This window comes from Sporosarcina sp. YIM B06819, from assembly GCF_033485175.1.
Lineage (GTDB): Bacteria > Bacillota > Bacilli > Bacillales_A > Planococcaceae > Sporosarcina.
Genome location: NZ_JAWLIQ010000009.1, coordinates 24,848 through 47,818, shown reverse-complemented (window position 1 = coordinate 47,818; position 22,971 = coordinate 24,848). Strand labels below are relative to the sequence as shown.

Genomic DNA, 22,971 nt, shown 5'->3' with positions numbered 1-22,971 from the left:
GCAGAAGTAATTGTCCACACTTTTGCCGAGGGAAGACAATTACTTCTTTCTCGAAAAGAAAAAAACGACTGACAACAACACTGTGATAGCGGCAATCCATCCACTAGATAGCTGGAGGAGTAAGCTTAGTGTTTGGTACGTTGTCATGGATTTTCACCTCCCTTCAATTAGGAATACCTAGAAAAACGTCGTGCATTTTCTGTAAATCAACTGACTTTGAGGTGTAATTCTTACAAAAAATGAATAGGATAGGTAGCGTTTCTATAATGTATATGTGCAATAAAAATGGTATATGTCAAAAGCCTACAAATAATGATTGGAAGTTTCGATAAAAAAGGCACAGGCACAATACAGTAATAGGAAAAACAGACAAACGCCATTCTTACCCTAAAGATAGGGGAGAAAGGCGTTTTATTAGGATATTGGGATTAGGCATGAATCTTCCATAGGAATGGGTAGACCTGGAGCCAAAAGATATGGGATAGCCCTTGCATTTTCTTTTCTGCGTGCTGCGGAATATAGCGGTTGACGGAGAGGGAACCGAGTTGATAAAAATTTGACTTCGATTAGTTTAATACCGTCATATGATAAAAAACTCATTCGATTAACATGTCAAGAAACTTCATCTGACAATAAAAATAAAACCCGCTACTGACACGAAGTCAGAAACGGGCATTAGCAATTTTTAAACTTTAAAGCGATTCACCGCATTACTCAATTCCTCACTCAGCTCCGTCAGTGTCTCCGCTGCATCCGTCACAGACTGAATCGCACGAAGTTGTTCGTCCGTCGAGGCACTAACTTCTTCACAAGCGGCGGCAGTTTCTTGAGATGTTGCTGCCATTGTTTGAATGGTTTCTGACACATCTTCTTTATGAGCCGAAACTTGCTGAATTTCTGTATAGACGGCATCAATGGAATCTTGCATATCTGCCATCAATGTCGAGATTTCTCCGAAAGTGATTTCCGTATCATTAACGACGCTTCCTTGACGTTGGAAGTTTTCGCGCGTGTCGTTCATTTGCTGTGTAACGAGTCTGGATTCTGCTTGCAGTTCTTGGACAGTTATTTTGACTTCTTCTGTTGAGCGTGCGGATTGTTCAGCAAGTTTCCGTACTTCATCAGCCACGACGGCGAAGCCTTTACCGTGTTCACCCGCACGTGCAGCTTCGATGCTGGCGTTTAGTGCTAGTAGATTTGTTTGTGATGAAATCTCGGTGATCGTTTCCATGACACCGCCAATTGCTTTTACTTTTGTTTCAAGTGTGCTGATGACTTCGGACATGGATTGTAAATTGGTTTCCCAGTCTTCGAATGATTGTTTTAATTGCTTCATTTGGCCTTGTCCGTTGGTATTCATAACCCCTGCTTTGGTTGCGATATCAGACATGACACCAGCTTTACTGGTGATTTCGTTAATTTGCTGACCAAGTAGATCTGCACGTTCTGTGACGATTTCTGCATCTTGGGCCGATCTTGATGCACCATGCGCAATTTCACTAACCGCATTTGCAACTTCTTCACTAGATGCATTGGTTTCTTCAGCGACAGCACTTAAGCTTTCGGAGCTGGCACGAACGTTTGATGCGGATTCGTTGACGACAGTGATGATGGCGTTCATATTGTCAATCATCGTGTTGAAGTTCCGACCGAGCTCCCCGATTTCATCCTTTGTTTTGATGTTAGAGCGAACGGTCAAATCACCTTGAGAGACAGAATCCATGAGCGTGTTGACGTGGCCAAGTGGTTTGATGGTCCGGCTAATTATAATATACAAGGCGACGAAAATAACGAGCAACGTGATAAGTGCAACGGTTACCATTGAGATGCGTAAATCATTTGCCATTGCGTTTATATTTTTTGCGTCATAGACGGCTAATACTTTCCAACCGAATTTTGGGATAGTAGAGTAAATCAGTACTTTTGGGACATTCTCATATACATAATGAATAGCGTCACGTTCAGTATCATCTTTGTACATTTCAGCGATAAAAGGGAGATTCATTAAATTTTCTCCCTGTAATGTTGGATGGGCAATGGCTGTTCCTTTCATATCGAATACTGCAGGATAGCCGTTATAGCCAATCTCACTTGCTGAGATTTTATCGGTTAATGCAGAAAGTTGGACATCGAGTGCCACAACACCGAGAATATGCCCATTGGATTGTACGGCTTTTGAAGCACTAATGACAAATTCTCCAGTTGCTTGGTCAATATAAGGACTTGTCCATTGCACCACGTCGGGATTAGCAATTGCTTGGGTGTACCATTCACGTGTGGTTGGATCGAAATCAGAGCCGAGATTTGTGTTCGGCATAATAATCGTTTGTTTAGTTGGTAATGAAAGATAGACAGCTGACGAGTTCTCAAAAGGTTCAAGGAAATTTTCGAATGTAGTACGAAGAGCTTGTTGTGAATCATTGCCTACGTCTGCACGTACTGTGGCAAATTCAATTACTTCAGTGGAGCTAGATAATTGGGTGAGCCCTTTTTCATATTGTCCCAAGAAGTTCTCAATGGCAAAGCCAATCTCATTAACAAGCGTGCCGCTAGAGCTAATGATATTGTCTTCTGTATTTCTTTTCACTTGTGTACTACTAATTGCGGTCATAATGGAGACGCCGATTAGGAACAGTAACATGACCGTCAAAATGATTTTTGTTTTGATAGATTTGAACATTAAACCAGCACCTACGCTTTCTATTTTTATTAGTTCTACTATATGAATTTCGGTCTATTTGTTCAGTTGTTTAGAAAAAATGAAGAGGGAAAGATTGCTAGTTATTGTACAGTACCCGAATTAACCGGAAAAAAAACCCGCCAGACACGATAATGCTATGGCAAGTTTATTAGATTATTAAACTGTAAATCGATTCACTGCTAAACTCAATTCTTCACTCAAGCCAGTCAGTATTTCAGCAGCATCTGTTACAGATTGGATAGCGCGAAGTTGTTCGTCCGTTGAGGCACTAACTTCTTCACAAGCGGCTGCAGTTTCTTGGGAAGTGGCTGCCATTGTTTGAATGGTTGCTGACACATCCTCTTTGTGAGCCGAAACTTTCTGGATTTCTGTATAGACAGCGTCAATGGAATCTTGCATATCTGCCATCAAAGTAGAGATTTCTCCGAAAGTCCTTTCCGTGTCGTTAACGACAGTTCCTTGACGCTGGAAGTTCACACGCGTGTCGTTCATCTGCTGGGTAACGAGTCTGGATTCTTCTTGCAGTTCTTGAACGGTTACTTTTACTTGTTCTGTTGAGCGTGCGGATTGTTCAGCAAGCTTGCGCACTTCATCAGCCACGACGGCGAAGCCTTTACCGTGCTCGCCGGCACGTGCAGCTTCAATGCTAGCGTTTAAGGCTAGCAGATTCGTTTGTGATGAAATTTGGGTGATGGTTTCCATGACGCCACCGATTGCTTTTACTTTTGTTTCAAGCGTACCGATGACCTCTGACATGGATTGTAAATTCGTTTCCCAATCGCCAAAGGATCGCTTTAACTGCTGCATTTGACCTTGTCCATTGGTATTCATAACACCAGCTTTTGTTGCGATATCAGACATGACACCTGCTTTGCTGGTTATGTCGTTAATTTGTTGACCGAGAAGATCGGCACGTTCCGTGACGATTTCCGCATCCTCGGCGGATCTGGAAGCGCCAAGTGCAATTTCACTTACCGCATTTGCAACTTCTTCGCTTGAGGCATTGGTTTCTTCGGCAACAACACTCAAGTTTTCTGAACTGGCACGAACATGTGAGGCGGAGTCGTTGACGACAGTGATAATGGCGTTCATGTTGTCAATCATCGTGTTGAAGTTATTGCCAAGCTCACCAATTTCGTCTTTCGACTGAATATCGGAATGGACGGTTAAATCCCCTTTGGATACAGAATCCATTAATTTGTTTAATTGCCCGAGCGGTTTAATGGTACGGCTAATGATGAAATACAATGCGACAAAGATAACGAGCAATATGGCAAGTGCAATAACGATCATGGAGGTACGTAATTTAGTAGCTATCGCATTTATATTTTTTTCCTGATAGATTGCGGAAATCTTCCAACCCAAGCCAGGCAATGTCGTATGAACATTTACATAATCTACACCTTCGTAGCCGTAGTAGGAAATATTGGTGTCGTTCCCTTCCTTGTACATGGCTGCGATGAAGGGCATTTTCATAAAATTCTCTCCGTTGCTATAGGGGTGGGCAATCACAGTACCTTCCGTATCGAGTACCATTGGGAAGCCGCCATAGCCAACATCACTAGCTTCTATTGCATTTGCTAATGCAGTCAGTTGAATGTCAAGACCGAGAACGCCAATGATTTTGCCGTTTGATTGAACGGCTTTAGATACCGCGATAACCAATTCTCCTGTTGCGGAGTCAGTGAACGGTTTAGACCATTGAATAGTGTCTGGTTGTGCCATTGCATTTTGATACCATTCTCGCGAGATTGGGTTAAAATCACTACCGAGATCAGCTTGTGGCCTAATGACAAATTCCTTTGTAGGAAGAGCGAAATAGACAGATGTGGCATCTTTATAGAAGCTGAGGAAATTGCTGAATTCTTTTTCAAGGGCAGGGACGGGGTTGATTTCACTAGGGATTGTGAAGTTTGTCATTGTCGGTGACGTGGATAGCTGTCCAATGCCTTTGTTGTATTGACCCAAGAAGTTCTCAATAGAATAGCTAATTTCAGTCAAGAGAGCGGCACTGGATTCGGTGGCGCTTTTCCCAGTTGTATTTTTGACTTGTGTACTGCTGATGGCAGTCATCGTAGTGATTCCAATTAGAAATAACACCAAGACTGTCAGGATGATTTTTGTTTTAACGGATCTAAACATGTATAGTTTGCACCTTCTCTTTCAATTTCATAAAGTAGCTTTACTATGGGTATTTCGGTTTTTATAGCAAATTGTTTAGCTCTAGGTGAAAAGTACTAAATTTCTGAATACAATATTTATGTGTAGACGAATTAGGTAGTATCCATAGTTTTGTTAGCAGTTTACTACTTTATATTCCCAATTGACTTAACTTCCTTTTAGCCTTGCCGATATAAATCATAAGTAAGTGCTGAAGAGCAGGGAGGTTTAGGAATGGTAGGACGTATAGATGGAAGTACCACGATGCATCGAGCGAATATTTCTGTAGAAAAAGCGGTACCAGACATGGAAGTCTCAGAAGTGCAAGTACAAACAGTTGCGGAGAAAGCACAGCCGCAAGCTGACCAAGAACAACGGCTACCAGCAGACAAAGCCAAGCAACTAACGGACAGCATGAACACATTTTTGGCAAGTGCGAATACGCAGTTACGTTTCAAGTTTCATGACAAGCTCAATGAGTACTATGTAACGATTGTCGATTCGAAAACGGATGAAGTCATTCGGGAAATTCCATCAAAAAAACTGTTGGACTTCCATGCGGCTATGCGCGAATTTGTCGGCATGCTTGTCGATCGGAAAATTTAAGGAAGGCGTGATTTAAAATGCGAATTAGCGGACTAGCCTCTGGTTTTGATACGGAGAAAATGGTAAGTGATTTAATGAAGGCACACCGTATACCACTCGATAAAATTACTCAAAAAAAACAATACTTAGAATGGCAGTTAGATGATTACCGTGCGACAAACCGCCAATTGTTTGATTTCAGTAAAAAGACGTTTGATACGATGATATTATCCACTTCATTTGCAGCGAAGACGGTGAGCGTTTCTTCGCCTGATAATGTAGCGATAAGGAATATGGGGTCTACTAGTGATTTTTCGGGGACGCTTAAAATTGATCAATTAGCGAAAAATGCAACTTTGCAGGGCGGTAAAAGTATTAAGTTTGAAGAGAAAGAAATTGGAGATCCACCGAAAAAGGTAATTCAATCGGTAAACTCAACGCTAAAAGACTTAGGTATTAATGGAACAGAGTTACTAATAAATACAATCGACGCAAACGGTAAGATGACAACAGAAAAAAAGCCATTAGTGTTCAAAGAGACTGATACATTAAAAACGGTTTTAGATACAATTAATAAAGAAACAGGCGTAAGTGCGTTTTTTGATTCTCACACCGGCAAAATTTCTATGACTGCTAAAAATAGCGGAGCGGGGAATATTGAAGTGTCGGGGGATTTGGGAGAGTCTTTAGGATTAGTTAGAGAACCTCTGTCTTTTGATACTTCAGGATTAGACCCATCTAAAATAAATGAAATGAAGATTACAATTCGTGTAAATGGAGTAGACGAAGTACTAAGTTTTGATGCGAATGCAGCTGATCCCTGGGAAGAAATGAAGAGTCAAATCAATGTACCAAATAAGGGCCTGAAAGCAGAATACGATGGAAATACAGGGGAATTTACCATCAACATTCTAAATAACGATGAAGGAAGCAAAATAGAAAGTGTTGCAATCGCCAATGGTTCAGATATTTCCCTAGCTACAAGCAATCGAACCGCAGGTCAAAACGCAATATTCACTATCAATGGACTAAAAACAGAGCGCTCTTCCAACACATTCCAAATCAACGGATTTGAATTCAGTTTAAAGCAGGTAACGGCAGTAGACGCAGCACCTATTACCTTCAGTTCCGCACCAGACACCGATAAAATCTTCGACTCCGTCGTTAAATTCGTAGACGAGTACAACAAACTTATCGAAAGTTTGAACAAACAAATCCGCGAGCCTAAATATCGTGATTTCCAGCCCCTTTCAGCTGAACAGAAAAAGGATATGAAGGAAAAGGATATCGAACAGTGGGAAGAAAAAGCGAAGAGTGGTACGCTTCGGAATGACTCCACCATTTCCAGTATGCTGACGCAGATGAGGACAGCGCTTATGGGGACTGTAGGTAGCGATACATTAAAAAGTCTTGGTATTACAACTTCCAATGATTATTCAGCTAATGGTAAGCTTGTTATTGATGAAACTGTATTAAAGAAAGCAATCAGTGATGATCCGAATAAAGTGCATGAGCTGTTCTCAAAAGACGGAAAGACTGTTGCCGAGCAAGGGTTTGCACGTAAACTAAGAACAATAGTCGATAATACTCAAAAGTCGATAGCTGACCGTGCAGGTAAAGTGGGGTCTGTAAACGATTCATTTTCACTAGGGCGCTCATTGAAAGATATGAACAGCCAGATTGATCGTTTTGAAGGACGCTTGAAAGCGATGGAAAACCGTTACTGGAAGCAATTCACTGCAATGGAAACCGCCATTAATCGTGCAAACTCACAGTCAGTCAGCTTAATGAATGCGTTTAGTAACTCATAACTACAGCAGTTACCTATATAAAAGGAGATAAATCATAAATGGCTATCAACAATCCCTATGCAAAATATCAAAACAATACGGTTAACACGTCAACTCCTGGCGAACTCACACTCATGCTTTACAACGGCTGTTTGAAATTTATTCAACAGGCAAAAAGAGCGATGAATGACAACAATATTGAAGAAAAAAACCAATCTGTCCAAAAAGCACAGGCCATTATTTCTGAACTTATGTTGACGCTCGATACGTCTTATCCAGTGGCTAAAAATATGCTAGTTCTCTATGAGTTTGCCAATAGCCGCCTCATTGATGGCAATATCAAAAATGATAGTGCGCTATTCGATGAAGCATCCGCAATCATTACAGAGTTCCGTGATACGTGGAAGCAGGTTATTCAAATTAATCGGCAGAAGCAATATGCGAATGTGGATGAAATATGATTCGGCCTGCGATGATTGCTTGGCGTGAAGTGACAGAGAAATTGATAGCATTGACGACCAGTGAGACTTCAGAAGAACAGCGAGATGCTGTGATTTCGAGTATTGAAGGTTTCTTGGATAGTCGGGACAAGCTTCAACCGCATATAGCTGCGCCGTTTACAAGCGAAGAAGAAGCATTTGGTAATGAGCTCATCGCGCTAGAGGTGGATGTCGAGAAGAAGCTTGCGTTGTTTACAAAACAAATTAAGATGAATCTTTCAGAGAGCCAATCGAAAAAAGATCATATGAAAAACTACATTAATCCTTATAGCAATGTAGCGCGTGATGGTACGTTTTACGATACGAAACAGTAATAGAAGCTCGATTGGAGATAAATTCTCTGATCGAGTTTTTTTATAGCTTAGGAAACGAAAAAAATTCTCGTACTGTGGATAAGTTATGACAAAGCGATTACACGTCTAGACTTCGGGCGCCAGATGCTCGGGTCATAAGCCACATTGGCTACGAGGCAAAACCGCCTCTTGGGCCAACAGGATGTTGGTCATGCAGTTGTTGCCGCAGGACGCGGCGTTTTTAAACTGCCTTCCTTTATCCGTCTTATACCTGTCGCATCTAAGCAGGCGCGCTGAGCTTTTGTTATTAATATTTGAATAATTAGTAAGTTTCGCCCATATGAATGATGATTCATCAATGATACATTTTACATATTGGTGTTTATGAGGATTATGACATGTTTAGTGCTAGGAGAGCTATTTTGTTTAAAAGAGATTACTGTCTGTCTAGGTGAGGCGGTGGGGAAATCGCGTTAAACTGGGTGTATCTCCGTTCGAATTTTGAGCCATTCTTAAGGGGGAACATGAATGAACAATGTAGAGACGATTAGACAGAAGGAATTTGCAAATAAGAACTTCATTTTATTCGTAACGCTTGGTGGTTCGAGTTTTATTGGATTGATTTTTTATTTTGCGATGGGTCTGGGGACGCTAAAGACGGTTAGTATGGCGATACCAGTTGTCATTACGTTGTTGTTTTACGTACTTTCGAGAAAGGTTGCTGTTGTTGAAAATTTGTTTCCGTGGATTGTTCTTGGTTTGACGGCATTTGCGGCACTCATGAATGGTGTCGTTGGAGAACCTTCGATTGCGACAGCAGGTATTGCCTTTTTTATCGCCGGCATTGCGAGCGTGCATTTGTCGATGAGGATTATGACATACGGATTTGTGCTATCACTTGCAGTTTTAGGTGTATTTGTTATGAATTATCCTTTTCAGGAGCAGATTGCAGATAGTAAGGGCAGTTTGGTGCTTGTTCTCGTTTTGATGGGAGTAGGACTTTTCATCCAAATAAAACAGACGAAAAAGTTAGAAGAGCAAGTGGATTTATTCACAGCGGAGCAGGCGACTTATGCGCTTGAAGAAGCCAATAAGCACCGTACGCTCAATGCGAATGTTGAACAGGTTGCAGATGATTTGACTGCAATTGGAGAGACAGCCATGCGCCATTTGATAGCACAGAAAGAATTGCTGGAAATTATGGAAAGTGTTGCAGCGGGAGTCGAGCAGGAAGCATCGCAAATTGCAAAAATTGCTGATAATGCGGAGCGAACGCAAGGTGACGTCATCGAGATGCATAAGGAAACGCAGACGATGAATGAAGATACAGCCCAATTGCGCCTGGAATCTGGTGAAATCGTTGATTTGATGCAAAATTTACGCAGTGGTATGAAAGAAGTACAGTCATTATTGGATGATTTGAATGGCTCTTTTGATACGCTTACGGAAAATATCGACAAGACCAATAGCCTCGCTAAGTCAATTGCGACGATTACAGAGCAAACGAATCTTCTTGCATTGAATGCATCCATTGAAGCAGCGAGAGCAGGAGAGAATGGCAAAGGATTTGCAGTTGTGGCCGATGAAATCCGCAAACTTGCGGGACTGACAGCTGTTACGCTAACTGAAATTAATGGCAACTTGGCAGATGTAAATGCCATGAATGAGCGTTCACGCGATAATTTGACGTGCAGTACAGGGAGACTCGTGACGCAGGCGGCATTGACGGTCGATGTTGAAGCGAAAATTGGTCTGATGCACAATACATTAAGTGATCTTTATCGAAAGTTTGGAATATTTGACAATAAGATGGCATCCATTACGAAGGACACGACAGCTATCGGACAAATGACGGGAACGTTTGCAAATTTGTTGACAGAATCAAGTGCTTCACTCGAAGAAGTCAATGCGACCATACATACAACTGTTGCGGATAATGCACAAATTGTGGCAACGTTGGATGGGACGATGAGACGTACAAAACGTTTGGCTGATGTTCGATGATATAGGGCTTCTCTGATATAATAGAATAAATAGATTGTAGTTTCGTAGAGTGGGGTGTTAACAATGCTGTATAAACGCAATGAATATTTTAGATACACTTTTGGCAATCCTCTAGAGGGAGAATTTAGGATTGTTATCGATGACGATCAAGGCGAAGAATCGAGCCCGGGTGACTGTCAGCTCATCGATATTAGTCCAGGCGGAGCAAAAATTTTTGCGAAGTTTAATATTCCAGTGGAGCATAGATCTGTTCGCTTGCATGTCAAATTCACACTTTTTGAAGAAGTGATTGAAGTTCTAGGCGTAATTGTATGGAGGAAGCCATATACTGGCGGGTATATGTATGGTTTTGATTTTGATGAAGATGCTACGTTGGAACAAATAATTGTGAAGGAACTTAAGCTTCGTAGGCGTTCTGAAAAAAATTAAATGAAGTTTAACGGCGTTATGATGCAGATTCGTCACAAATCGACAAATTTTTAAAATTAATAATGTTTTTAGAAGGACTTTAAAGGGAAGATGTAGAAGAGTACTATATGGTCAAATAAAGGAGGAGTTCATATGTTAAACTTCAACATCCGCGGTGAAAATATTGAGGTGACTCCGGCGATTCGTGAACACGTCGAGAAGAAGGTTCAAAAACTCGAAAGGTACTTTACGGAAGAAACAATCGCAACTGCAACAGCCAATGTAAATTTAAAAGTGTATAACGACAAACAAACAAAAGTGGAAATTACAATTCCGATGAAAAATTTGACACTTCGCGCTGAAGAGCGTCATAACGATTTATATGCAGCTATTGACTTAATTGTCGATAAGCTCGAGCGTCAAATTCGTAAATACAAAACAAAAGTAAATCGTAAGTTCCGCGAACGCGAAGGCGTCGCTGCATTCTTCGCATCTGTCAATAAAAGTGAAGATAAAATTGGAGACGTGGCAATCGATGAGGACAATGAGTTCCCAATCGTTCGCACAAAGCAATTCGATTTGAAGCCGATGGACCAGGAAGAAGCTATCCTTCAAATGAACATGCTTGGCCATAATTTCTTCATCTTCACGGATGCAGAATCCGACGGCACACATATTGTTTATAAGCGTAAAGATGGTAAGTACGGTTTAATCGAAACAAATTAAATGATTGAATCAGTTGAACCCCTAAGTGCACGCTGCTTAGGGGTTTTTGCTTACGTGCAAACGTGCTTGCCACACGCGCATAAAAGCATTCCCACGCATAAAATAGCACACGCAAGCATTTAAAATAAATTCTCCTTAAACAGTTTGGACTAGACCATTTGCACCTAGCATTTTACAATGTTAAAATGAAGAGTGAACCTAATGAGGATGTGACCTGAATGCTTGGCGTATTGAATAAAGTGTTTGATATGAATAAACGAGATTTGAAACGTCTCGACAAGATTGCGGACAAGGTTGAAAAACTTGCTACACAAATGGAGCAGTTGACGGATGATCAATTGACTGCGAAGACGGATGAATTCAAGGAGCGCTATGTCAAAGGCGAAACACTGGATGATCTTCAAGTGGAGGCATTTGCAGTTGTCCGTGAGGCGTCTCGTCGCGTGCTCGGCATGTATCCATTCCGTGTGCAAATTATTGGTGCGGCCGCTTTACATGAAGGTAATATTTCTGAGATGAAAACAGGTGAAGGGAAAACGTTGACCTCCACGCTGTCCGTTTACTTGAATGCGTTGGCTGGTAAAGGCGCGCATGTTGTGACGGTTAACGAATACCTAGCCAGTCGTGATGCTGTGGAAATGGGCCAACTGTATGAGTTTTTAGGGATGACAGTCGGTTTGAACTTGAATAGTTTATCGAAAGATGAGAAGCGCGAAGCGTACAGTGCAGACATTACGTACAGTACGAATAACGAGCTTGGTTTCGACTATTTGCGTGATAACATGGTGCTTTATAATGAGCATAAAGTGCAACGCCCGTTGTTTTACGCGGTTATTGATGAGGTTGACTCAATTTTAATTGATGAAGCACGTACACCGCTAATCATTTCGGGGCAGGCAGCGAAGGCGGCTGAGTTATATCGCTTGGCAAATATGTTTACAAGGTCGCTCAAAAATGAAGAAGATTATTCATATGATGAGTCGACAAAAGGTGTTGTCCTGACAGAAAGTGGTATTGAGAAAGCGGAAGCGGCGTTCAGTATTGACAACTTGTTTGACTTGCAGCATGTGACGTTGAATCATGCGATCAATCAATCGTTGAAGGCGCATGCAAGTATGCATAATGATGTCGATTATGTTGTGCAAGAAGGCGAAGTTATCATTGTCGATTCATTCACAGGGCGTTTGATGAAAGGGCGTCGTTATAGCGATGGCCTACACCAAGCGATTGAGGCTAAAGAAGGTCTTGAAGTTCAGAATGAAACGATGACGCTTGCGACGATTACGTTCCAGAACTTCTTCCGTATGTATGAAAAGCTTTCCGGTATGACGGGTACAGCGAAAACTGAGGAAGAGGAATTCCGTAATATTTATAATATGAATGTGATTGCGATTCCTACAAATCGTCCGATTGCGCGCGATGACCGTGCGGATTTGATTTATTCCACAATGGAAGGTAAGTACAAAGCGGTTGCGGAAGATATTAAAGAACGCAATGCGAAAGGTCAGCCGGTGTTGGTTGGTACAGTGGCGATTGAAACGTCTGAAATCATTTCGAAGTATTTGACGAAGTATGGTGTGAAACATAATGTGTTGAATGCGAAAAACCATAGTCGTGAAGCGGAAATTATTTTGGAAGCGGGTCAAAAAGGCTCTGTAACGATTGCGACGAATATGGCTGGACGTGGTACGGATATTAAATTGGGTGAAGGTGTCCAGGAGCTTGGCGGTCTTGCAGTTCTCGGTACGGAACGACATGAGTCACGCCGTATTGATAATCAGCTACGTGGTCGTTCTGGTCGTCAAGGTGATCCGGGTGTGACGCAGTTCTATTTATCCCTTGAGGATGAATTGATGCGCCGTTTTGGTTCGGATCAAATGAAGTCGATGATGACGAAACTTGGGATGGATGATACGACGCCGATTCAGTCGAAGATGGTGTCTCGTTCGGTTGAATCTGCCCAGAAACGGGTAGAGGGCAATAACTTCGATGCGCGGAAACGTTTGTTGCAGTATGATGATGTGTTGCGTCAACAACGCGAAATCATCTACAAAGAGCGTAACGAAGTGTTGGAGTCAGCTAATATTCGTGAAGTATTGGAAAATATGTTGATGAATATTGTCGATCAATCGGTTGCGCTTCATACGACGGAGGAAAGTCAAGAGGATTGGAACTTAAAAGGACTTGAAGATTTCCTTGGGGCTAATTTATTGCCGGAAGATCGCTTGACAGTTGCGGATATGGAAGGTAAATCGGTGGAAGAGTTGACGGCATTCATTCAACAGGCGGTCATGGAGCGCTATGATGAGAAAGAAGCGGAAATGTCGGAAGAGCGCATGCGTGAATTCGAAAAAGTTGTCTTGCTTCGTGCCATTGATTCGAAGTGGATGGACCATATTGATGCGATGGACCAATTGCGTCATGGGATACATTTACGTGCCTACGGTCAAACAGATCCGTTGCGCGAATATCAGTCTGAAGGATTTGCCATGTTTGAGGAGATGCTGTCGTCCATTGAAGCAGATGCATCCAAGTATGTCATGAAGGCGGAAATCCGCAATAATCTTGAGCGTGAAGAAGTTGTCAAAGCGCAGGCCGTTAATCCGAAAGAGGATGGCGAAAAAGTAACAAAGAAACCAGTGCGTCGTTCAGTAAGCATCGGACGAAATGATCCATGTACTTGCGGTAGCGGGAAGAAGTATAAAAACTGTCACGGCAAAGTGTAAGCGGCCGGGCAACCCAAATTCAGGAGGAATTAATAATGATGGAATTATCCGATGTACGTAATGAGCTTGACAAATCAGCTAAGAAATTAGCGGACTTTAGGGGGTCTCTTTGACTTAGAAAACAAAGAGGCACGAATTCAAGAGTTTGATGAAATGATGCTGGACCCAGATTTTTGGAATGATCAGGATAGTGCGCAGAAGGTAATTTCTGAATCGAAGGCGTTAAAAGACGTTGTTGGAGACTATACAGAGCTGACGGATGAGCAAGAAAACTTGGAAATGACGCTCGAATTATTGCGTGAAGAATTCGATGCGGACATGCAAGAAGAGCTTGGCGCAGAGTTGAAAGAATTCAAAATGAAGCTTGAGGCGTTTGAATTGCAAATGCTGTTAAGTGATGAATTCGATAAAAACAGTGCGATTCTTGAATTGCATTCGGGTGCAGGTGGTACGGAGTCTCAGGACTGGGCATCTATGCTGTTGCGTATGTATACACGTTGGGCAGAGCATCGCGGCTTTAAAGTCGAGACGCTTGATTACCAGGCGGGTGACGAAGCTGGCGTTAAATCGGTGACGTTGTCCATAAAAGGGCATAATGCTTATGGTTATTTGAAAGCAGAAAAAGGTGTTCACCGCCTTGTTCGAATTTCACCGTTCGACTCATCAGGCCGCCGTCATACGTCATTTTCTTCCATTGAAGTCATGCCGGAATTTGAAGGTGACGTTGACGTGGAAATCAAAATGGAGGATGTTAAAATTGACACATACCGTTCAAGTGGTGCGGGTGGTCAGCACGTCAATACAACGGATTCCGCGGTACGTATGACGCATATACCTACGGGAGCGATTGTAACGTGTCAGACGGAACGTTCACAGATCAAAAACCGTGAGCGTGCGTTGAATTTATTGAAAGCGAAAATCTACCAGATCAAAGTTGAGGAAGAGGAAGCACGTCTTCTTGAAATCCGAGGCGATCAAAAGGAAATTGGTTGGGGCAGCCAGATCCGCTCGTACGTTTTCCATCCGTATTCAATGGTGAAAGATCACCGAACAAGTGCGGAAACAGGTAACGTCGGTGCAGTGATGGATGGCGAAATCGATTTATTCATCAATGCGTATTTACGTTCACGCATTTCATAATAGCAAGATGAAAAGGGAAGTACACTTTGCGGTGTGCTTCTTTTTTTAATGAACAACGGTTTAGAAATGTGAAAAAGGGTATAGTATACGATAGAGGCATGAAAGAAGCGTTTTACTATTGCATTATAGGATAAATTATCGTGTTCACAAATTTGGAACAATTTATGAACCCTTGATTTGGCTACGTTTCTCATGATTTTATGCTGTAAATGGGTCCTTCAAGTGCGGAAGTTTTTTGAATCCGCGGATAGTTTTGGTATACTTATATATGCAATGTATCAATTTACTGAGGAGGAAGAAAATGAAGAGAAAACTTTTAGCGGCCATATTTGGAGCTGTACTTGTCCTTGGGGCATGTGGTGGCAATAAGGCAGAAAAAACACCGGATACAGGTGGAGAAACTGCAACTGCTGACGCAGAAGCAATTGTAAACAAGAGCTGTATCGCGTGTCATGGTAGTAACCTTGAAGGACAAGGGAATGCACCTGCACTAAATGATGTTGGCGCACGTATGTCTGAGGCTGAAATTCATGCAGTCATTGAAAAAGGACAAGGCGGAATGCCAGGTGGAATTATTAAAGGTGAAGAAGCAACTGCTGTTGCGAAATGGCTAGCTGAGAAAAAATAAGTCAAACGATAAACCGCTATCAGGCATATATGTCTGATAGCGGTTTATTTATTTATAGGGGAGTTTGTGGATTTACCGGCAGGTTGCGAAGCTCAATTGATACACAACTGTAATGCTTACATAGTTTATTCATGCTATAATAAATATGTTGGATAAAAAGAGGGAAATTACTTTTCAGGTGGTCTTAACATGATTGTGATGAAAAATGTATACAAGAAGTATCCGAACGGTGTAGTAGCAGCAAATGGCATTAATATTGAAATTAACAGAGGCGAGTTCGTCTATGTTGTTGGGCCGAGTGGTGCCGGGAAGTCGACGTTCATCAAAATGATGTATCGTGAAGAAACTTCGACAAGCGGAGATATCATCATCAATGGCATTAATTTGGCGACATTGCGCAATAAGCGTGTGCCTTATTTACGTAGGCAGATAGGCGTTGTTTTCCAAGATTTTAAACTATTACCGAAATTGAATGTTTACGAGAATGTGGCGTTTGCCCTTGAAGTAATTGAAGAATCGCCATCACAAATTAGAAAAAAAGTAAATGATGTCCTTGCACTAGTAGGACTAACACAAAAAGCGCGGATGTTTCCGACTGAATTATCAGGCGGAGAGCAGCAACGTGTGTCGATTGCAAGGTCAATTGTCAATGTTCCAAAAGTTGTAATTGCGGACGAGCCGACAGGAAACCTGGACCCTGAAACATCATGGGAGATCATGAGGATTTTCGAACAGATTAATGCCCGTGGTACGACAATTGTCATGGCCACCCATAATAGGGAAATCGTAAACACAATGAGGCATCGTGTCATCGTTGTGGAAGGCGGACTAATCACCCGTGATGAATACGGAGGTGATTACGGTTATGAAGGCTAGAACATTTGGACGGCATATACGCGAAAGTTTAAAAAGCCTTCGCCGGAATAGCTGGATGACGTTTGCATCGGTGAGTGCCGTAACGGTTACACTTTTACTTGTTGGTGTGTTCATCGTGATTATGATGAATCTAAATCAATTGGCAGATAGCATTGAAAATGATGTTGAAATTAAAGTAGTTGCAGACCCTGCGGCGGATGAAGCAGCGGTTAAGGAGCTACAAAAAAAAGTTAGTGCAACAGCGGGCGTCCTTGAAGTCGTTTATGCATCAAGAGACGAAGAATTAGATAAGATGATTCAGTCATTTGGAGATGAACTGAGTTTATATAAACAAAGTAATCCACTCGGCGATGCATTGTATGTGAAAGCGCAGGATCCACAGCAAACTGCAGCAATTGCCAATAAAATTAATACATATGATTACACATATGAAGTTGTCTACGGTGAAGATAAGGTTGAAAAGCTTTTCAAAGTACTGAATGCGAGCCGTAACGTAGGTCTTGTTTTAATATTGGCGTTGTTATTCACGGCAATGTTCCTGATTTCCAATACAATTCGCATTACAATCGTTGCAAGAAGAAAAGAAATTGAAATTATGAAATTGGTAGGTGCAACGAATAATTTTGTTCGTGTTCCATTTTTATTGGAAGGGATTTGGCTTGGTATTTTAGGCGCAGCCATCCCGATGCTTCTCATTTCCATATCTTATTACAATCTATATGAATATTGGGAACCGAAATTAAAGGGAGAACTATTTCAGTTATTGAATACGACACCATTTATACTCCAACTGAATGGATTGATTTTATTCATGGGGATTTTTATTGGTGTTTGGGGTAGTTTTATGTCGGTTCGTAAGTTTCTTAAAGTTTAAGAGAGAAAGAAAGGGGAACGGGGAGTTGATGAGAACGAAGTGGTTGCTATCAAGTACAATCGCCATTCTTTTTCTGTCCACGATTTTAGGTGGGGCGGGTGTTTTAGCAAGCCCGTTGAGTGATTTAAAGCAAGAGCAAAAAGAAGCGGGACAGAAGAAAAATCAGTTGAATAAAGGTATCAAACAAAAAACAGCCGAAATTAAAGTAAATGAATCGACCATCGATAGAATTTTCAAACAAATTTCGGTGCTGAATGGCAAAATTAGTGATACGAATACGAATATTAACCGGGTCATTGATCAAATCAATCAGACAACGGTAGAGATTGACGAGTTACGCGTTTCGATTGCAAATCTTGAAAAGAAAATTGCAGAACGCGATGAGGTATTGCGAGACCGCGTTCGTGCGATGCAAGTCAAAGGTGGACAAGTTAATTATTTAGATGTTCTTCTTGGTGCGAATAGTTTCGCGGACTTTATCGACCGATTTTCTGCCGTCAATACGCTGATGGATGCTGACCGTAAAATTATGAAACAGCAGGCTGAGGACATTGAGCAATTGGAGAATGACAAAGTTCTTGTTGAACAAAAGTTAGCCAAACAAGAAGTGAGTAAGGCAGAGCTTGAAGGCTTGAAGGCTTCTTTATTGTCGCAGAAGAAGGATAAGGACAAGCTGATTGATCAGTTGGAAATTGAGCAAGCAAAGTTGAAAGATGAAAAGGACCATCTTGAAACTGAGCTTGATGAGGTCGTAGAGGTAGAAGCGGAGCTTCAGCGTAAAATTGCAACAGAGCAAAAAAGGCTTGCTGAAGTTGCGAAGCGGGCAGCAGAAAAGAAAGCTGCTGAAGAACGTGCGAGGCGAGAAGCTGCAGCGAAAAATAATGCAAGTCAAAGCATTCCAGCTGTGTCGAGTGGGAATTGGACGACACCAGCAAATGGACGATTTACGTCGTCATTCGCTTGGCGTTCGCTCGGTGGCATAAGTCGTCAGCACCGTGGTGTGGATATTGCCAATTCGGTTGGGACACCAATCGTATCTGCTGCAGATGGCGTTGTTTCATATGCGGGGACGCTAGGCTCATATGGTAATCTTGTCATGGTGACACATTATATTGAAGGCCAGACGTTTACAACCGTCTATGGACATCTATCTTCCATTGGTGTGAGTGTAGGTACGGAAGTTGAAAAAGGACAGTATATCGCCGCGATGGGCAATACAGGCCGTTCAACAGGACCACACTTACATTTCGAAATCCATGTTGGCAACTGGACGGCAAGTGGTCCAAGTGCCGTCAATCCATTACGTTATGTGTCATTTTGATAAAGAAGGTCCGTCTAACGATGACGGACCTTTTTATTTTCGTTGGTGGGGCAAAAAAGTCGCCTTTGAACTTCATATCGACTAGCATATAAGGTATACATAGTAGAAGGGGCAGGACATTTATGCTTGTGACACATTATTTTACGATAGGAAATGTATCCGTCTCGTCTTCTTGGATTGCGCTCATTGTGGCGTTCGTTGTTGCATATAGTGCAGTCCGGGTTCGTTATGGGAAAAAATATGCAGAAGCCCTATCGGACGCGTTTTTTTATTTGATCATTGTGTGGAAATTAAGTATTGTCATTACTGATGTTAGCTCGGTTATCCGGTCGCCGCTGTCGCTGATTTATTTCGATGGAGGGGTTGTTGGGTTTTACCTTGGTCTTGCGTTTGTTGCTGGTAAGGTTTTATGGGATAGCAAAAAAGAACGGTTGACCGTAGAGGGAGTTCAAGCCCTTTTTACAGGCGCAGTCGCTGTTCAGGCAGTGTTTCAGGTGATGATGGTTTTGTTGAATGAAGGACAGTTGGTTGTGCAGGTGGTGACTGTAGTCGCTTTCGCATTGTTTGCGTTATTTTATTGGATAAAAGGTGATGGGTCCCTGCCATTTGTCTGGTTGTTCATGGCAGTACATGCTTTTGTAGCAGCCTGGCAGCCGGCGGGGCTTGTGGGTACGTCGTTTATTACGACTGTTCTAATAGGAATTATTGTTATGGTTGTAGATCGGAGGAACAGATGTGAATAAGAAAATAATTGGCTATGCGATTGCGATATTGTTGGTAGGTTCAATGGTTGTGATGATGGTGAAGACGAGTTTGGATAAAACGGAACCGATTGATGAGTACTTGATTGCGACTGAAGAGGTGCCTGGATTGGAAAAGGGTGCTACGCCGCCTGATTTTGAGTTGACGACGCTTGCAGGTGATGTTGTGAAACTGTCGGATTTGAAGGGCAAGAAAGTCGTCTTGAATTTCTGGGCGTCGTGGTGTGGCCCTTGTAAGGCGGAAATGCCGCATATGCAGAAGTATTATAAGAAAAATAAAGCAAAAGAAAATGTCGAAATTGTTGCTGTTAATTTGACGACTGCGGAGAAAATGGGCATTGAAGGTGTTGAAAAATTCATTGATGCCTATGGATTGACGTTCCCAATTCCGATGGACAGGGACGGTATTGTGATGGATCAGTACCAGGTCATGACGATTCCGACGACGTATATGATTGGAACAGATGGCACCATCGCTCATAAAATTGTTGGACCGATGGATGAGAAGAAATTGAAAGAGCTTGTGAATAATCTAAAATGAAGAAAGCCGGCTATCTGCTGTCGTAATGTTGCTTTGCCGTTCATATAGTGGACGGAGGAGGGGACATTGCGTTATGCAAAGAAGCCGGTTTTTGTTATTCGTAATTTTAACAGTTATGGCAATAGGTGTATTTCTGTTGCTGGATGGTTGTTCAGGGAATGGAGAGCAGGGGGCAGGGACGGCGAGTACGTTCCCAGTCATAGACGAGGCGCTCGATGTGATTAAGGCAAAAGGGGTTTATCCGGTTGATCAGGATAAGTTGATTGAAGGGGCGCTACGCGGAATGGCGGATGTGATTGGCGATCCTTACTCGACGTATTTATCGCAGGAAGAGGCGGCAGCACATCGGGAATCTCTTGCGGGTGAGCGGATTGGCATTGGGGCAGAAGTGACGAGATCGAATGGGAAATTCATCATCGTCGCACCGGTGAAGGGTTCTCCTTCTGAAAAAGCTGGATTGCAACCTTATGACGAGATTGTTCGTATTGACGGTGAGCGTTTGGATGGTGATTCATTGCAGGATGTTGTTCAGCGTATTCGGGGCAAGCAAGGGACAACGGTGAAGATGACGATTTACAGACCCGATTTGAATAAACATCTTGAAGTGTCGGTTGTACGCGATGCGATTCCGGTGAAAACGGTATCCGCAGAAATCATGGAAGTGCGTGGCGAGAAGATTGGTTACATATCACTGACGAAATTTGCGGAAGAAAGTGCGAAAGAGTGGGAGAAAGCGACCAATAAACTTATTAAAGAGGGTGCGCAGGCATTAATTATTGACGTGCGCGGTAATCCCGGGGGCTATTTGCATACGGTCGGCGACATTGCGGGCAGTTTATTGCCAGAGGATACGGTTTTTGCCTATATGCAAAATGCGCAAGGGGCATTGACGCCGCTTGTGACGGAGAAGTCCGAGAAATATACGTATGATGAACAATTGAGAAAAATGCCGGTTGTCTTGTTGCAGGATAAAGGAAGTGCATCGGCGAGTGAAGTGTTGAGCGGTGCGTTGAAGGATTTAAATAGAGGCTTTATTACAGGGACGACGAGCTTTGGCAAAGGGACAGTCCAGGATATCACGGAATTATCGAACGGCGGGGAGATGAAGTTGTCGACCCATAAGTGGCTGACACCGAAAGAACAGTGGATCCACGGTAAAGGCGTGAAGACGGACCTTGAAGTTGCCCAAAATAAACTGTTCAGTGAGCATATTCGGCTTGTTGCGGAAGTTTATAAAGATGGGGATTTCCATGATGATATTGCGTATGGACAACGATTGCTAGAGGGCCTTGGTTATAGTGTCGGTCGGGCAGACGGCTATTTTGATGAATCAACTGCGCGTGCCGTTCATGATTTCCGCGTCGATGCGAAGGTGAAAGCGGATGAAAGTATGGATCGAGTGTTTTTCACGGCATTGAAAGACAATGTGGAGGCATTCCGCAAGGACCGTCAAAATGATGACCAGCTGCAAATGGCGCTCGGTTATATCCATCATAAGGTGACGGAGAATTAAAAAGTGGAACTCCTGGCGTGATGCTGGGAGTTCTTTGTATGGGGATTGTGCTTTTCGTTAGTGAGTTTGCGCTGGCAGTTTCCTGCTTTCCCCTTACAGTTCCTAGATTTATCCTGACAGTTCGGCTTTCCTTGACAGTCCCCAACCTCCCGCTTACAGTTTCAAAGATTCTTTTTACATTTCTTTTCAATATTTTGATACAATGAAGAGAAAAGAGGTTATGGGAGATTGGATGGTGACGGTTCGTGTCCGAGAACATACTGTTTGATGTGTTACAGGCGGTTGTACTATTTTTCTTGAATCCTTTATTGCTTGGGGCGCTTGTCATTGCTGTTGCTTTGGGGTATTTCCGCGTGAAACGTGAGCGTCGGAGCTTTAAAGTCCGGTTGTTACCGGGGCTGACGGAGTTGAAGCGACTACTTTCCGAGTCATGGCTGTATGCATTGGTGTTATCTCTAGTGATTTCTGGGGCTGGGTTGATGGTTGATCCAGGGTGGCTTGTGTTATTTTCTGCTGTTGCATTTGTTGGACTTGTTTCATTTTATTATAAAATTGCTTCGCCTATTTATGTTGTAGCAACAGCTTTTTTCGCTCTTTATTTTATAGGGCAATATGCGGGCGCGTTCACATTTCGTGGCTGGAGTCCGGGACAAGTGGACTTACTTGGTGAATTGGCCGTCACGATTCCGGTTATTGCAGGGTTGCTGCTAGTGGTGGAAGGGCTACTCATTCGCCGCCATGCCGCGAAGTATGCGTCACCCTATTTAATGGAGACGAATCGCGGGCTTCAGGCGGCAGCATTTAAGGTAAAGCGACTTTGGCTGTTGCCGATTGTATTTGTCATTCCAGGGGATATGATTTCGGCTTACGTACCGTATTGGCCACAGTTTACGCTTGGCGGAAATGCGTTCAGCTTTCTTCCGATTCCGTTAGTTATCGGATTTTCGCAAGTGGCGCGTTCGATGTATCCAGATGTATTATTTCCGAGAATAGGACGTGCAGTCGGTTGGACGGGCATTATTGTGATCTGTGTAGGCCTCACAGCAATGTGGCTACCGATTTTAGGTTGGACGGCCCTATTGATTGGCGTAAGTGGGCGGGCGCTTATTTCCATTGTTGTATCGATTCGTGAGCGGCAAGGTGCGTTTATGGTTGCCCCTCATACGGCGGGGGTTGTCATTGCGGGTATTTTACCAGATTCACCAGGGGAGAAAATGGGGCTTGTCCCTGGCGAGTGCATCCGCTCTGTCAATGGTCTTCAAGTGAACAACGAAAAAGAGCTATATGATGCCATTCAAGTCAATGCGGCCCACTGTCGCTTGCAGGTAATCGACCGCAATGGAGAAGTGCGGCTGATGCAACAAGTTATTTACAGGCATGATCATCATCGATTGGGTCTTCTCGTCGTACGATAAGCTTGTACT

At 42.8% G+C, this 22,971-nt stretch carries 19 protein-coding genes; 17 read left to right on the top strand and 2 right to left on the bottom strand.

Annotated elements, in window-relative coordinates; translation table 11 throughout:
- Window positions 1–685: 685 nt before the first annotated feature.
- Together R2B72_RS07285 and R2B72_RS07280 are read right to left on the bottom strand one after the other, a co-directional pair.
- Window positions 686–2,680: a methyl-accepting chemotaxis protein gene (locus R2B72_RS07285; protein ID WP_318615782.1), complete on the bottom strand. Its 1,995-nt coding sequence runs from the start codon at window positions 2,678–2,680 to the stop codon at window positions 686–688.
- Between the two features lie 177 nt (window positions 2,681–2,857).
- Window positions 2,858–4,843 (bottom strand): methyl-accepting chemotaxis protein, encoded by a 1,986-nt coding sequence (locus R2B72_RS07280; protein WP_318615781.1) that lies wholly within the window; start codon window positions 4,841–4,843, stop codon window positions 2,858–2,860.
- A gap of 252 nt (window positions 4,844–5,095) precedes the next feature.
- On the opposite strand from R2B72_RS07280, the gene flaG reads away from it, so the two are divergent.
- The 17 genes from flaG (at window position 5,096) to R2B72_RS07195 (ending at window position 22,962) form a co-directional block, all read left to right on the top strand.
- Window positions 5,096–5,467, top strand: a complete 372-nt coding sequence (gene flaG / locus R2B72_RS07275) for a flagellar protein FlaG (protein WP_318615780.1) — start codon at window positions 5,096–5,098, stop codon at window positions 5,465–5,467.
- Between the two features lie 17 nt (window positions 5,468–5,484).
- On the top strand, window positions 5,485–7,257 hold the full coding sequence (fliD, locus tag R2B72_RS07270) for a flagellar filament capping protein FliD (protein WP_318615778.1): 1,773 nt from the start codon (window positions 5,485–5,487) through the stop codon (window positions 7,255–7,257).
- A gap of 38 nt (window positions 7,258–7,295) precedes the next feature.
- Window positions 7,296–7,697 (top strand): flagellar export chaperone FliS, encoded by a 402-nt coding sequence (fliS, locus tag R2B72_RS07265; RefSeq protein ID WP_318615777.1) that lies wholly within the window; start codon window positions 7,296–7,298, stop codon window positions 7,695–7,697.
- Window positions 7,694–8,050, top strand: coding sequence for a hypothetical protein (locus R2B72_RS07260; RefSeq protein ID WP_318615776.1), 357 nt, complete (start codon window positions 7,694–7,696; stop codon window positions 8,048–8,050). The genes fliS and R2B72_RS07260 overlap by 4 nt, the downstream gene beginning before the upstream one ends.
- 507 nt (window positions 8,051–8,557) lie before the next feature.
- The gene (locus tag R2B72_RS07255; RefSeq protein WP_318615775.1) at window positions 8,558–10,033 is read left to right on the top strand and encodes a methyl-accepting chemotaxis protein; all 1,476 of its coding nucleotides are present in this window, start codon (window positions 8,558–8,560) and stop codon (window positions 10,031–10,033) included.
- 63 nt (window positions 10,034–10,096) lie between these two features.
- A complete protein-coding gene (locus R2B72_RS07250) occupies window positions 10,097–10,462 on the top strand; it encodes a PilZ domain-containing protein (RefSeq protein WP_318615774.1) in 366 nt (121 codons plus the stop codon).
- A gap of 132 nt (window positions 10,463–10,594) precedes the next feature.
- Window positions 10,595–11,167, top strand: coding sequence for a ribosome hibernation-promoting factor, HPF/YfiA family (gene hpf, locus R2B72_RS07245; RefSeq protein ID WP_318615773.1), 573 nt, complete (start codon window positions 10,595–10,597; stop codon window positions 11,165–11,167).
- Window positions 11,168–11,385: 218 nt separating this feature from the next.
- Window positions 11,386–13,893 (top strand): preprotein translocase subunit SecA, encoded by a 2,508-nt coding sequence (gene secA, locus R2B72_RS07240; RefSeq protein ID WP_318615772.1) that lies wholly within the window; start codon window positions 11,386–11,388, stop codon window positions 13,891–13,893.
- A 38-nt stretch (window positions 13,894–13,931) separates the two neighbouring features.
- A protein-coding gene (gene prfB / locus R2B72_RS07235) for a peptide chain release factor 2 (protein WP_318615888.1) occupies window positions 13,932–15,033 on the top strand; the annotation gives its coding sequence in 2 pieces (ribosomal slippage) (window positions 13,932–14,003 and window positions 14,005–15,033; 1,101 coding nt in all).
- A 301-nt stretch (window positions 15,034–15,334) separates the two neighbouring features.
- Window positions 15,335–15,661 carry a cytochrome c551 gene (cccB, locus tag R2B72_RS07230; RefSeq protein WP_318615771.1) on the top strand — a complete coding sequence of 109 codons (327 nt, stop codon included), beginning with the start codon at window positions 15,335–15,337 and terminating at the stop codon, window positions 15,659–15,661.
- A gap of 189 nt (window positions 15,662–15,850) precedes the next feature.
- On the top strand, window positions 15,851–16,537 hold the full coding sequence (gene ftsE, locus R2B72_RS07225; RefSeq protein ID WP_318615770.1) for a cell division ATP-binding protein FtsE: 687 nt from the start codon (window positions 15,851–15,853) through the stop codon (window positions 16,535–16,537).
- Window positions 16,527–17,411, top strand: coding sequence for a permease-like cell division protein FtsX (gene ftsX / locus R2B72_RS07220; RefSeq protein WP_318615768.1), 885 nt, complete (start codon window positions 16,527–16,529; stop codon window positions 17,409–17,411). Before ftsE ends, ftsX begins: the two co-directional genes overlap by 11 nt.
- Before the next feature lie 28 nt (window positions 17,412–17,439).
- On the top strand, window positions 17,440–18,732 hold the full coding sequence (locus R2B72_RS07215; RefSeq protein WP_318615767.1) for a murein hydrolase activator EnvC family protein: 1,293 nt from the start codon (window positions 17,440–17,442) through the stop codon (window positions 18,730–18,732).
- A 122-nt stretch (window positions 18,733–18,854) separates the two neighbouring features.
- The gene (locus tag R2B72_RS07210; RefSeq protein WP_318615766.1) at window positions 18,855–19,475 is read left to right on the top strand and encodes a hypothetical protein; all 621 of its coding nucleotides are present in this window, start codon (window positions 18,855–18,857) and stop codon (window positions 19,473–19,475) included.
- Window positions 19,468–20,034, top strand: a complete 567-nt coding sequence (locus R2B72_RS07205; protein ID WP_318615765.1) for a TlpA disulfide reductase family protein — start codon at window positions 19,468–19,470, stop codon at window positions 20,032–20,034. Before R2B72_RS07210 ends, R2B72_RS07205 begins: the two co-directional genes overlap by 8 nt.
- Window positions 20,035–20,107: 73 nt before the next feature.
- Window positions 20,108–21,547 (top strand): S41 family peptidase, encoded by a 1,440-nt coding sequence (locus R2B72_RS07200; protein ID WP_318615764.1) that lies wholly within the window; start codon window positions 20,108–20,110, stop codon window positions 21,545–21,547.
- A 245-nt stretch (window positions 21,548–21,792) separates the two neighbouring features.
- A complete protein-coding gene (locus R2B72_RS07195; RefSeq protein ID WP_318615763.1) occupies window positions 21,793–22,962 on the top strand; it encodes a PDZ domain-containing protein in 1,170 nt (389 codons plus the stop codon).
- Window positions 22,963–22,971: the final 9 nt, after the last annotated feature.